This window comes from Salicibibacter cibarius, from assembly GCF_016495725.1.
GTDB lineage: Bacteria > Bacillota > Bacilli > Bacillales > Marinococcaceae > Salicibibacter > Salicibibacter cibarius.
This window is the reverse complement of record NZ_CP054705.1, coordinates 2599565-2612862: the sequence shown is the minus strand read 5'-3', so window position 1 is coordinate 2612862 and position 13298 is coordinate 2599565. Positions and strand designations below refer to the sequence as shown.

At 44.2% G+C, this 13298-nt stretch carries 12 protein-coding genes; 6 read left to right on the top strand and 6 right to left on the bottom strand.

From position 1 onward, the window contains the following. Window positions 1–14: 14 nt before the first annotated feature. The gene (locus HUG15_RS13410; protein WP_200123588.1) at window positions 15–575 is read left to right on the top strand and encodes a Fe-S-containing hydro-lyase; all 561 of its coding nucleotides are present in this window, start codon (window positions 15–17) and stop codon (window positions 573–575) included. A gap of 141 nt (window positions 576–716) precedes the next feature. Here HUG15_RS13410 and HUG15_RS13405 read toward each other — a convergent pair whose 3' ends face one another. The 3 genes from HUG15_RS13405 to HUG15_RS13395 are packed head-to-tail and all read right to left on the bottom strand — an operon-like array spanning window position 717 to window position 3695. Beyond that, window positions 717–2222: a sodium:solute symporter family protein gene (locus HUG15_RS13405; RefSeq protein WP_200123587.1), complete on the bottom strand. Its 1506-nt coding sequence runs from the start codon at window positions 2220–2222 to the stop codon at window positions 717–719. Between the two features lie 2 nt (window positions 2223–2224). Continuing rightward, the gene (locus HUG15_RS13400; RefSeq protein ID WP_200123586.1) at window positions 2225–2467 is read right to left on the bottom strand and encodes a hypothetical protein; all 243 of its coding nucleotides are present in this window, start codon (window positions 2465–2467) and stop codon (window positions 2225–2227) included. Between the two features lie 13 nt (window positions 2468–2480). Beyond that, window positions 2481–3695: a CaiB/BaiF CoA transferase family protein gene (locus tag HUG15_RS13395; protein ID WP_200123585.1), complete on the bottom strand. Its 1215-nt coding sequence runs from the start codon at window positions 3693–3695 to the stop codon at window positions 2481–2483. 256 nt (window positions 3696–3951) lie between these two features. Here HUG15_RS13395 and HUG15_RS13390 point away from each other — a divergent pair, with 256 nt between their 5' ends. Both HUG15_RS13390 and HUG15_RS13385 read left to right on the top strand, forming a co-directional pair. Then, window positions 3952–4611 (top strand): GntR family transcriptional regulator, encoded by a 660-nt coding sequence (locus HUG15_RS13390; protein ID WP_200123584.1) that lies wholly within the window; start codon window positions 3952–3954, stop codon window positions 4609–4611. Then, window positions 4595–5509, top strand: a complete 915-nt coding sequence (locus HUG15_RS13385; RefSeq protein ID WP_200123583.1) for a hydroxymethylglutaryl-CoA lyase — start codon at window positions 4595–4597, stop codon at window positions 5507–5509. Before HUG15_RS13390 ends, HUG15_RS13385 begins: the two co-directional genes overlap by 17 nt. Before the next feature lie 452 nt (window positions 5510–5961). Here HUG15_RS13385 and HUG15_RS13380 read toward each other — a convergent pair whose 3' ends face one another. From HUG15_RS13380 to HUG15_RS13370, 3 genes are all read right to left on the bottom strand, one after another. After that, window positions 5962–6414 carry a hypothetical protein gene (locus HUG15_RS13380; RefSeq protein WP_200123582.1) on the bottom strand — a complete coding sequence of 151 codons (453 nt, stop codon included), beginning with the start codon at window positions 6412–6414 and terminating at the stop codon, window positions 5962–5964. A 3-nt stretch (window positions 6415–6417) separates the two neighbouring features. After that, entirely contained in the window at window positions 6418–7242 is an 825-nt protein-coding gene (locus HUG15_RS13375) for a DUF3100 domain-containing protein (protein ID WP_200123581.1), read from the bottom strand. Window positions 7243–7314: 72 nt separating this feature from the next. Continuing rightward, window positions 7315–8766, bottom strand: coding sequence for a M20 family metallopeptidase (locus tag HUG15_RS13370; RefSeq protein ID WP_200123580.1), 1452 nt, complete (start codon window positions 8764–8766; stop codon window positions 7315–7317). Between the two features lie 139 nt (window positions 8767–8905). Here HUG15_RS13370 and HUG15_RS13365 point away from each other — a divergent pair, with 139 nt between their 5' ends. The 3 genes from HUG15_RS13365 (at window position 8906) to HUG15_RS13355 (ending at window position 13287) form a co-directional block, all read left to right on the top strand. After that, window positions 8906–10945 (top strand): helix-turn-helix domain-containing protein, encoded by a 2040-nt coding sequence (locus HUG15_RS13365; protein ID WP_200123579.1) that lies wholly within the window; start codon window positions 8906–8908, stop codon window positions 10943–10945. Window positions 10946–11684: 739 nt separating this feature from the next. After that, a complete protein-coding gene (locus tag HUG15_RS13360; RefSeq protein ID WP_200123578.1) occupies window positions 11685–12491 on the top strand; it encodes an IclR family transcriptional regulator in 807 nt (268 codons plus the stop codon). A gap of 13 nt (window positions 12492–12504) precedes the next feature. Continuing rightward, window positions 12505–13287 carry an enoyl-CoA hydratase/isomerase family protein gene (locus HUG15_RS13355; protein WP_200123577.1) on the top strand — a complete coding sequence of 261 codons (783 nt, stop codon included), beginning with the start codon at window positions 12505–12507 and terminating at the stop codon, window positions 13285–13287. Window positions 13288–13298 lie beyond the last annotated feature (11 nt).

Below are 13298 nucleotides of genomic sequence, written 5' to 3'. Positions count from 1 at the left end.
AGGGACGGACTTGAATGGGACAAAAAATAGTAACGCTTCCTTTAACAGATGAAAAGGTCCAAGATTTAAAAGCCGGGGATCGGGTGCTTTTAAACGGTGACGTCTATGCGGCAAGGGATGCGGCTCATAAACGATTGATGGACCGTATCGAAGCCAATGAAGAATTGCCTATAAATCTGGAAGGTGAGGTCATTTATTATGTCGGGCCGACACCTGCGAAACCCGGCCAGGTTATCGGCTCGGCAGGCCCGACGACGAGTGGAAGGATGGATAGATATACACCTAAATTGCTCTCTCTGGGATTAAAAGGGATGATCGGCAAAGGGTATCGAAATGAAGAAGTAAAAGCCGCTATCCAAAAATATAATGCCATTTATTTTGGCGCCATCGGTGGTTCGGGAGCGCTGTTGTCCAAAAAAATCCAAGCTGAAACGGTCGTTGCTTATGAAGACTTGGGCCCTGAAGCAGTTCGTCGCCTTACCATCAAGGATTTTCCGGTGACGGTTATTAATGATTGTTATGGGAATGATCTGTATCAACAAGGTTCGGATGCTTATAAAGGGAGACAAACATAAAGAAAACAACTGTGAATACTGCCTAGAGATGATGCCCGGGGAAGGTTTGGATACGTTAAAAAAATAAAGCGACAACAAAAAGGTTGAACTATGCACGCGCCGCCCCTGGCAGCACTCTTGGTGTTGTCAGGGGCGGGGGTATCATTGCTGTGCATCAATTGTGGTCATTTTTTCTACTTTTCTTTTGTAATCCTGGCTCGTAGGAACCATTAGGGACCCAGCAACACATATCATAAAATTAACTGCTAATCCGTAAACGCCTCCGTGAATGCCGAAAGCTGTTTCATGCCCGATAAGCGTCATCACGCCTGCAATGGTTGCACCGACTAACATTCCCCAGAAGACAGCAGTGGAGGACAAACGTTTCCAATAGAGCCCCAAAATGAAGGCGGGGGCTACTTGGACAAGTATTTCAAATTTCAATACAAATATTTGAAATAACGTTCCCGGCGGATTCCATGCTACCCATAGCAATAGAGCAACAAGAATAACACCTACGAACTTCCCGACCTTGACTTTTCGTTCGTCAGGCGCTGACTTATTAATATATTTTCCGTAAACATCATTTGATATCATCGATGAAAAGCTAAGCAATACAGAGTCAGCCGTTGAGACAATGGCACCTACAATCGCTCCAAATAGGATAATCATTGCCCAGTAGAAAAATGTGTTTAAGTTTGCCACATCGTTCGCCAGTATACCAACGAGTTGTTCCGACTCTGGAACACTTAGGCCTGGATATAATTGAATCCCAATAATTCCTATGATTAAAACGAAGCCGGCAGTGAACGGCGGCATCCATGCCATGCGTGCCAATGATCGTTTCAAAGTACGTTCGCTCCGTGATGAATAAATTCTTTGCACCGCATGAGGATAAACCGCGGCTCCAAAACCTGTAAGAAGTATCATGCTTATCCAGTTGATATTGGTAGTCAGGTCAGGCACCCCGATTCTTTCGGGATCAACGGCAGCGATATTCTCGGTTAAGTCTGTCAGCCCTCCGCCGGTAAGCGCGAAGGCTCCCGCGAGCAGAAGAATGACCCCTACAAACAATAAGCTTCCTTGCACGGCATCCGTGATCGCAACAGCTTTCATCCCACCTAACCATTCATAGGTCAGCATAACTATAATAAATCCAATGACTGCTATTTCGTAAGGAATCGTCCCTCCGGTTAATCCGGAAACTGCGTGCCCAATAGCCACAAGTTGTTCCAACAGGTAGTTGGCAAGCCCCCAAAGCATGAGCAAAATAGCGAGGATTGTCACGCGTTTGGAGTTAAATCGATAACTAATCCAATCCGTAGGCGTAACAAATTTCTTCTTTTTAGCGATAGCATACAAACGCGGGGCAAATAATAGATAAATTCCAATAATCAGTGTAAAAAAAGGAACGGATTGGAGCCAGGAAAAGCCTTCACGATAGGCCTGTGGCGCGTATCCAACGACTGTGTTCCCGCTGTATTGAGTAGCAAAAAGCGTGAAGAAAAGTGTGATGATTCCGAGATCCCTGCCAGCCAGGTAGTAGCTGCTTACACTCTTTCCCACCTTTTTTCCTCGTCCGGCTAACCAGCCGATGACGATCATTAAAACGGCATAAGCCGATAAAATAATGACAGCATCGAGTCCGGCAAAACGTAATTCTTCCATCCTTAATCTCCTTCCCGCTCGTTTTCCGCTTCTTCTTCATCTTCGATAATATGCCATTGGTTTCTGCACAGCCAATATAGATAAGCACAAAGCAACAGCGATAATACAGTAGAAACTACCACCCAATAAGGCAGACCAAAAATCAAAGGTTCAATGGTCCCTTCCGGAAAATACCACGGCGCATTAAAAAGGACGAGCAACCCCATGATGATCCAAATCCAAGGCTTCTTGACAGGCTCTTTCATCACGAATACCCCCTCAAATAATGTTGTTTTTCTTTAACTCAGTTAATTTTTCCTGATCAAATTCAAGAAGCCCTTGATAAATGTCTTCATTATGAGCGCCCATTTTGCTTGCTCCAGGCTGTGTAATCGTTCCCGGCGTTCGGCTTAACTTTGGAACGACGCCAGGCATCGGGAAATCCCCAAGTTCCGGATGGTCTACATTTACAATCATTTCACGATCCTGATAATGAGGGTCTTCCACCATATCTTTTGCTGTATAGATAAGGCCTGATGGGACACCGTGATTTTCTAACTTTTCCAGCGCTTCTTCGGCTGAAAGGGTTTTGGTCCAATCCTCAATAATCACATCCAATTTCTTTTGATTGCGGCCTCGTGCCTCATGGGTGTTATACTCCGGATGTTCGGCAAGTTGAGGCTCTCCCATCGCTTCACAAAGGCGTTTAAATACGCCATCGGCATTTGCTCCGATAACTATGTACGTTTCGTCCTTTGTAAAATAAATGTTGGAAGGAGCAACCCCGGGAAGAATATTCCCCATCTTTTCCCGGATGTACCCGGCAAGAAGGTAATCGGGAATGACACTTTCCATAACCGAAAACACAGATTCGTAGATTGCAGTGTCTACCACTTGGCCGTAGCCTGATTTTTCTCTTTCATGAATGGCAGTAAGGCAACCGATCGTGGCAAATAAAGCAGCTAGTGAATCGCCGATAGAGACGCCTATTCTCGAAGGTGGCCGGTCCGGATAGCCGGTCACATGACGAATGCCACCCATTGCTTCGCCAACGCTGCCAAAGCCTGCCCGCTCCTTATAGGGGCCCGTTTGCCCAAACCCGGAGGTGCGCATCATAATAACGCGAGGGTTGATGTCGGAAAGTTCTTCATAGGAAAGTCCCCACTTTTCCATCGTTCCCGGACGGAAATTTTCAATGATAACGTCAGATTCTTTTACGAGTTCCTTGAACAGTTCCTGGCCATCTTCTTCGCGAAGATTAAGGGTAACCGATTTCTTGTTACGGGATTGAATGGGCCACCAAAGGCCTTGTCCCTCCTTCGTTTTCCCCCAGTTTCTCATTGGATCTTCCTTATCCGGCGGTTCTATCTTAATGACTTCCGCCCCAAAATCAGCCAACAACCTGCCTGCAAATGGCCCGGCGATAAGTGTCCCGAGTTCAAGCACTCTTACCCCGTCTAACGGTAAATTCTCTTTGTCTACTTTGGCTGTCATTTAGCTAGCACCTTCTCTCTAAAAAATATTCCGGAAATTAGATGTATACAATCTAACACTATGTATACATATAAGCAATAGAATTTGACAAACCTTGATAAAATTATATTATCATGGTATAAATCGAGAATAGACACCATTACTGTATACAACAAAGCGGGTATGGCGACATTCGCCTAACAGATAAAATGTTGATATTACAGGAATATTGCAAGGAGTAAACGTTTTTGTATACAATGTGAATGAGGTGCTAAGTGTGGGTGTCTACGAAAGTATTAAAAATGCAATTATAACCGGAGAGTACTCTTCCGGTTATCGACTTACCGAAGAATCTTTGACTAAAGACTGGAATGTCAGCCGAACCCCTATCCGTGAAGCTTTGAAAAGGTTAGAATTCGATGGTCTTATCACACCTTTAAGTCGTGGGTTTATTGTCCGAATTTTTTCTAAAGAAGACCTTCGTCAAATCTATGATATACGCGCATTGCTCGAAAGCTATGCAGCTGGGCAAGCTGCTATAAATCGGGACGAGGAAGATATAAAAACAATGCAGAGGGCAAATGCCGATTTTGAAAAAGTGTTGGCACAGGATAATGAGGAACGTTTAACCCAAAATAAAGCGATAATAGAAGCAAACAAACGCTTTCACGACACTATTGTTAATGCCAGTCGGAACGAACACGTTCGCGATCTCGTTGCTAAAGTGGTCGTTCTTCCGTTAGTTTTCCGTTCCTTTTACTGGACAACGAATGACAAAACAAAGCAATCGCTGCAAATGCATCAAACGATCTTGGAGGCAATTAAAGAAAAGGATATGGACCGTGCCAAAGTAGCAATGCACGAACATATATTTCAGGGAAGAGATAATGTATTAATGCATTATATAGGAGGAGATCATCATGATAACTCTTTGTGAAGTTGGTCCGCGTGACGGCCTGCAAAATGAAGACAAACATGTATCTACAGAACATAAAGTCAAACTGATTGAACAACTAATCAACTCTGGCGTAACAAAAATTGAAGCGGTATCATTTGTGCATCCAAAAGTTGTGCCTCAGATGGCTGATGCCGAGCAGGTGCTTGCTGGAATTGGTAACCAACAGAAAATAGAAATAGCAGGGTTGGTGTTGAATCGCGGGGGTTTTAAGAGAGCTATACAAACACAAATTGATCGCGTACACATAGCTGCTGCAACTAGTGATACGTTTAACATAAAAAACGCGAAAAAGTCTGTACAGGATGGGGTGAATGAGCTGAGCGAGGTTACTAGTGATGCTGTGGGAAGCAATTACCCGGTGACAGCTATTCTAGCCACATCATTTGGCTGTCCTTATGAAGGAAAAGTTGACCCGAACACTGTATTTCAAGCAGTAGAATCTTTTCTGGAATCCGGCGCGGATGAAATTGTGCTCGCCGATACGACAGGCATGGCAAATCCATACCAGGTCCAGGATATGATAGGAAGCTTCCGCAGATCATTCGGCAAGGACATTCCTTTAGGACTTCATTTTCATAACACACGCGGTCTTGGCCTCGCTAACGTTTTGGCAGGGTACGAAGCCGGTGTAAGACGGTTCGACGCTTCTATAGGAGGTCTCGGAGGATGCCCGTTTGCACCTAAGGCTGTAGGGAACGTATGCTCAGAGGATATGATCCATATGTTCGATGAAATGGGAGTGGAAACAGGCGTCAATTTAGAGAAAATGATCCAGACATCTCAACAGTTGGAAAAATGGATAGAAAAAACTTTAGAAGGGTTGGTCATGAAAGCAGGTGCAGCTTCAGTTAATGGAGGTAAAGGGGAGTGTAATTGATAAACCGATATTTAGCCAGGCGTGATATGTCCGCGTTTGGCTTTTTGAGCGATGGATAGATAGGGGAGTGGATATTTTTGGAGTACTTATTTAACTCATTGTTCTTCATGATCCAACGACCGTTGATAGGGTATGGGCTTAAATGGGATAAAAAATCGCCAGAACATTACCGGGAGAATGGAATGTTTCCTGCGTATATATCGAAAATAACAAATATGCCGAAAGAAACCATTAAGAAATTAAAAGAATGACGATGTTAAGTGAGTTACGTTACTTATCAGAAAGAAGTTGATAAGATGACCCTATTGATCGAGTGAGCCTATCAATAGGGTCATTTTTATTGGTTGGCACCACCAAGAGCGACCCGCCTGTTGCCCAATGCGTTTTGTCGCGTTTAAAATACAGACATGCGGCCACTCATAATAGTCGCATTAATGATATTTCGACGGATCTTACACGATTCCTTGCACTTGTAAAACGATTTCAGCAATAATTGCAGATCCGAGAAAAGTGCCTGATAAAACACAAAATCCGACAACGATTACTCTCCAACCCAATTTTCGAAAATCAGCCCAACGCCGGCCAATGGCAATTCCGGCAAAAGCCAATACCGGTGTAGTAATCGCGAGCATATCGATTTGATCTGTTGCGTGGACAACGTATTCGGACCCCGGTGTGGCTGGCAAGGAGACGATGACTCCTAAGACCGCTATATAGATCATGCTGGGGAGGTTGAATGGCAAAATTTTTCCGATAAATAAACCGGCTAAACAAATAAGCACAAGAATAAGCATGCCCGGAATAGCTTCAAATGGCATAACCCCAAACCCTAACCAGTTGCCAAGGACAACAATAACCCCCACGATGACTAAAACGACGGACCATTCTTGTATATTTTTTAACATTCCTTATTCCCCCGCATCCATTTTTGAACTGGCATTTGGAGATTTTCGTTTCGTAAACATTTGATAAAGTTTAAGTGTTAATGGGAGCGCGATAAACGTTAATACAAATATGCCGGTGATCATCGTCAAAAGATTACTGGCGCCTGCTAGCGCGACAATTTCATTTTCATAAGCAGGAAATGCCGGTATGAGAGACCCGCTTGCAGCCGCCATCATACTCGTACTCCCAACCCCTGAAGCCATGGCAAGTGACAAAGGGTGAAAGGGGGTAAATGCCGCTAAGAAACTTGCGAAAACCCCAAAGAATACGGCGCCAAATACTGTGCCAAACACATACATACTCATGACGCCACGTGTTTCCGGTGAATCGAATCCATACTTTTCCGTTATAATAGCCACAGAACCTTCACGGCCTATACCCGGAGCCATACCAATGGCTTCCCGTTTCACTCCAATTAATATAGCGATAGGAAGTGCCAAGATAATTGTACCTAAATTTCCAAGTTCCTGGAGCAATAACGCCGGACCTACCTCCATAATTGTATCGATGGCCGGACCGATCGTTCCTCCTATTTTGGCGACCAGTAAACTGATCGATAAAGTAACAAAGCTTTGGGCGTTTTTTGATTGCTTTTCTTTTATAATCGGTGTGAAATACAGGCCAAAACCGATTGCGAATGCGATGAGCAAAGGCAACAGTGAGATGACACCCGGTCCAACGGAAAAATCGATGGGTCCGACTAATTCTGCAACAAGAACAATACATAAAATAAGAAAGTACAAACGCCAATCCTTCCAAAATTCTAATGGTTCTTGTTTTCTCGTCATCTTTCTCCCCCCCTTATTTAGGAATAAAATCAGTAAGGGGTCAACAAAAGCTTGACCCCGCGCAAATGCAATTTACTGATGCAGCATATGCGGAAGTACTTGTTCTTCCGGCAGCAAACAATCATATTGGTCCGCGCCGGCACCTTGCCGGTGTAACTCCTCTTTTGCTTCCCTTAACACATCGGGTGTTTGCAATGCATTGATGATAGTGCTTGCCAGACTTTTGCCGGCGTATAGCATCCCTTTTTTTGCATAAGACGTTTGTCCTTGAGCTACGACTTGCCACGTATGCAATGGCGTTCCGAAGGCCTCGGTTGCCGCCATTAATTGCGTGGTTGGCGTCACCCAGCTGACATCTCCGACGTCTGTAGAACCTGTTCCTTTGCTTGATGCCTTCGGTTCGCTGTATGGGGCAACTTCATGAATGAGCGGACGCTCGGACAATTCTGCTGCCTGTTGTTCGCCAACAAGTGATGCCGCCATTTGCTTCTCATTATCGGAAAGTGTTTCATAAAAGGCTTTGCTCGTCCGGAGTTCTTCCTCGGTAAAATGAGCTTCTTCCAAAGCGGCCATATTTTGGTGGAGTAACTGATCCAGGACACGATTAGAGACAAGGTTTGAGCACGCGCCCTCGATACGGTGTTCCACTGTTGTTTCCGTCATTAAAGAGGCACCCTTGGCAATATTCTTCACTCGTTCAAAAAGTTCTTTTGCCTGTGCAGATTGAGGAGCCCGGACAAAATAAGCAACCTCTGCTTCTGGTTGGACAACATTTGGCGACATTCCTCCCGTGTTGGTTATGGCATAGTGAACACGAGCGTCATCCGGCATATGTTCACGCATATAATTCACGCCAACATTCATCAATTCCACCGCATCTAGGGCACTTCTCCCAAGTTCCGGTGAAGCTGCTGCATGAGAGCTTACCCCCTTAAATGTAAAATGAGCATGAACGACAGCAAGCGTCGGACCATTGAAAAGCCTGTTCATATAATGCGGGTGCCAAGAGAAGGCCGCATCCACATCTTCAAAAAGGCCTGCCTTGACCATATACGTTTTTCCATAACCACTTTCCTCAGCCGGACAGCCGTAATAGCGAATCGTTCCTTCCAGACCTTGTTCTTCCATGTAGGTTCGTACTGCTACAGCAGCAGCAATTCCTCCTACCCCCAACAAATTATGCCCGCATCCATGGCCGGGGGCTTCTGATTGAATCGGCTCTTTTGATGTTTTCCCGGCTTTTTGGCTGAGACCGGGGAGAGCATCAAATTCTCCCAATATCGCGATGACAGGTCCTGATGTTCCGGAAGTTGCCGTAAAGGCGGTTGGAATCCCTGCTACGCCCCGTTCGATGTGAAAGTCCTGTTCTTCCATGAAGGATGCCAAACATTCAGACGACTCATTTTCTTCAAACCTGACTTCAGCGAATTCCCAAATCTGATCGCTAATTGCTGTAAATTTTTCTTTCTGGCTCTCTATTATTTGCGAAACCCGTTCCACAACATTTTTTGTATCCGCTTGCATATTTACACCCTTTCTTGACGTAGATTCTGCATAAAGTATAATTCAAAATTCATCGTTACAATAGTGTAATAATCTCTATAATAATATATAATATATGTGAAAAAATATATTTATCTTTGAGGTCGGGAGCGGGATTTCTATGCCGGATATTATCACGGATGTTTTGCATTCATCCCCTTTTCAACTTTGGGCTTATTCAGAAGGGGATGGATTAAGGTTGATCACGAAGCAAGCGCTGGATAAACCTGGACAACCTAGTATTTTTTCGTTAAATGCCGGAGATGTGGCGTATACAGACGGGGGGTTCCGGGATTATATTGAATATCATTTTCAGTATTCCTACGGGAAACGCTTGATTTTGCGGATAGCGTCGACGGTGTCTCTGCCTAAACATGGGGAGGAATTATTGGCGAAAGAACTGCCTCTGTTTGCCCATCATATCACCGAAAAGCAGCAAAAACGTCTTCTCCAAAAAATGAATGAAAGCATTGGCGCGATTACAGCGTTGACGGATTTGGATGCATTGCTTTCAAAAATTCTCGATACGACGATGGAAGTGATATTCGAAGCGGATATTGGCGTCTTGTGGATGTATGATGAAGCCGAGGATTGTCTTAAAGTGCAAAAAACTTCAGCTGAAGTGAACACGCGCACGATGAAAAATATGCGCATGAAGCCGGGGGAAGGAATGGTTGGCACCGTGTTTGAAAAAGAAGAAGCGGCATTGTATCCAACACACCGTGACGTTTTATTCGCCGCTTCAACGATGTCACACGATAATCTTTCGATCCTCGAACGCTCCTACCCGTTCGGTGAAGCGGCGTCCGTCCTGTGTGTTCCCGTGAAAATCCGGCAAATAACGAGATGCGTGTTAATTCTCTATCAATTTAACTACGCGTCTTTTACAAAGCATGAACTTAATCTTTTGCAAAATTTTGCGGACCAAGTCGGGATCGCCCTTCAAAATGCCGAGCTGTTTGACCGGCTACAAGAACAAAATTATCTCCTCGCGAAAAGAAATGATATACACGAACGGTTAGTCAGCCTTTCCATCCAAGGGGAGGGGGCGCCGGCGATTAGAAAAACGTTGGAAGACGTGCTTGGATTGCCGCTCATGTTGTTAAGTATATTCGACGATCCCGTTGACTCGGATGCGTCGACGTTTGCCGCTTATCACCAAAATGTCATCCTTGAAAAGAAGGGCTCGCTAAGTGCCTCATTTACTGTTGAAGACTACCAAGGGGAGATGCACGAAGTGTTTCCCATTGTTGGCGTAGGCGTGTGTTTGGGGTACATCATTTGCCGGCAACGTGAGCCTTTGTCTTCATTACAACGAATGGCGCTCGAGCTGGGCATCCCAATTTTAGCGTTAGAATTCATTCGGGAGAAATCTGTGATCGACCATTCGTTGAAAGCATCTGAAGAAGCCTTTCAAAAGCTGTTAATGGCAGAGACGGCCAAGGAGCTGAAAGAGGCTTCCCGTTTGTTAAAGATAGAAGATCATCGTCCGGTAATGATCCTCAAGTTTGAATTTGAATTTGACATGGATCCTTCATTTACCAATCTCTATATCCATCGCTTCATCACTGACATCAGAAATGACTTTGATGATAAGCTTTCCGTTCTCTATACAAAGGGGACGACTGTGGTTACGCTTCTCTATGTATCACGGTTGGGAAAAAAAGAAATCGATGCTTTCATATGGCGATTCGCTCGGGAAAACGATAATATGCGGGTGCGCGCTGGGTTGGGCTCTCAAGCAGATCAACGCTCATTACTGCCAAGAAGTTACAAAGAAGCAGAAAAAGCGCTCGCCCACCTCGGCGCAAAAAAAGAATGGCAGCGGGTGATGAACTATACGGATATTGGCATTAACCGCCTTTTTATCGATCAGCCGCAAGAAGACCTTCTCGCCTTTGTACAGGACTTTTTTAAGCCACTGAACGTGATAGAAGGAAAAGAGGAACGCTTAAGCGAAACGCTTGAAACGTTTATGAATAATAATCGCTCGGCAAGTCAAACGGCGAGGCAACTGTATATTCATGTAAACACCTTGTACCAACGCTTAAAGAAGATTGAGGAAACTTTACAAATATCCTTTCAAAACAGTCACGACGTTCTTCAAGTGCAACTTGCATGTTATTTGCGGGAGAGCGTTCATGATGAAAATAAGCGGTGAAATGGCAACCTCATTTAATGCAGTAAAAACTTGTAGCTAATTGCGCTGTCGAAGAATTCTTGCTGTGCAAAGGATAAGAGCAAGTCGAAAATAAATACCCCAAAAACCAACGCAATCATAGGTATATCAGTGTTCAACCGTATTAAAACTCTGACTGCAAAACATAAAGCCCTCTACATGAAAAGTGAATACCAATGCTCAGTATCAGTTTTGCCCACGAGAATGGGTTTTGGGGACTTTTTGTGCTGCCCGGAAACCATGAGAGTCCTCAGGAAAGGGTTTGGAGGACTCAAAGCGCTGCCCAGGCCCCATGAGAGTCCTCAGAAAAGGGTTTGGAGGACTCAAAGCGCTGCCCGGAAACCATAAGAGTCCTCAGGAAATAGGTTTAGCGGACTCATAATGTTTCCCGACCCTCATATGAGTCCGCAAATGCAACAAAACACGATATGTTCAGCATCCTTATCATCTTTCCAAGGGGTGTTGCAGCACGTAATGCTTGTTTTGGCGGCATATAAAAACGAGTGATCTATAAATAGAGGCGGTTGGTTCGCGGAAGATGCAGTATAAAACAAGGTGAGCCCCCAGTCCCATTTTTATGCCTAAAGCGAAAAGACGGCACAGCACAAAAAGCTCACTTTAAATTTTCATTGACAAAAAACTTTGTAATATATAAAATAAAATTATCATCTATATTTGAAAGCGATTACATAATATGGTTCACGCACGAAGGAGAATGAATATGTCAAAAACAAACGAGACAGAAAAAGGTAAAAGAAAATATAGTGTACCTGCCGTGGAAATTGCATTTAGAATTTTGACGCTGTTAAGCCGAAAAAAATTCAGCCAAAGCAATTTGACCGAAATTGCCAATGCCCTCGAATTACAACCGACCACGTGTTATCGCGTATTGCAACAACTTAGGGAACATTCTGTTGTTCATTATAACAAACGTTCAAAACAGTACAGTCTGGGGCCTTATTTAGTGGTTTTAGGCGAAAGGGCGAAAGAAAACTCATTGGATATTACCATTATCCTTCCTTATTTGGAGGAACTATCCGAACGAACCGGTCTAACGTCCGTGCTCGTTAATCGAATTGGCAAAACACGCACAACGATTGTTGCCAAAAGCGAAGGGGGCGATTTCGGCGTTAATGTTTCGGTGGGCAGGCACTTTTCGATTGTGGATGGCGCATACGGAAAATGCCTACTCGCGTATATGGAAGAAGAAGCATCGAATGAACTGCTCCAAGAGGTAAAAGAGCAACGCCCATTATCCGATCAAGAAATCGATCAGCTAAAAGCAGATTTTCCCGTTATCCGTGATTATGGATATGCAACCAATTTTGGGGAATCCATCAATGGGATCTTCGGGGTAGCCGCGCCGATTTTCAATATGGATGACAATGTGGACATGACGATCAATTTGTTCGGAATGACTGCACAGTATGACGAACACGAGCTGATTCCAAAAGGGGAATTGTTAAAAGATGCGGCCGATCGGATTAGTGCAAAAATTAAAGGACAAGAAAACAACTTATTCGTATAGGGAAGGTGTCAAAATGAAGAAGCAATTTATCATTAATGAAAAACAGGGAAGTACGAACATCATCTACTTGAATCAACCGGAAACACGTAATGCGTTGGCGATGGAGATGAGGATGGCATTACTGCAAGCATTGGAAGATGCGGAACAAGATGATGATATTAAATGTATCATTTTAACGGGATCGGGTAAGGGTTTTTCAGCAGGTGGGGACATCTCGGCCATGAAAAAAGAGATAAAACCTCTGGAAGGCAGGAAAAGGCTGCAAGAGTCCCATCCTTTGCTTCTGAAGATGCTGAGCATGGAAAAGCCGATCATTGCAGCTGTCAATGGAGCGGCTGCCGGGGCAGGTTTCAGTTTGACATTGCTTAGTGATCTCATCGTAGCTTCCGACGAAGCTTTTTTCGTTCAAAGTTTTGTAAACATTGGCTTAATCCCGGATTTCGCGGCCATGCATTTTCTTCCCGCGTTAATTGGGACCCAACGTGCGAAAGAGCTCATGTTTTTAGGGGAACGGGTTTCTGCTGATGATGCGCAAAGGTTTGGAATTGTGAATCGTGTTGTTTCTTCCGACCAATTGTTGCCGGAAGCCATTGATATGGCAGAGAAATTAGGAAAAAAAGCAACGGCATCAATGGGAATGACGAAAAAAATTATGAATGAGCATTTGAACAAGGATTTGAAAAATTTATTGGAAATGGAAGCTCAAGGCCAAGATATATGTTTTCAAACTGAAGATTTTAAAGAAGGTGTACAAGCGTTTTTTGAGAAAAGGGAGCCAAATTTCACGGGAAAATAAAGGAGGATTTA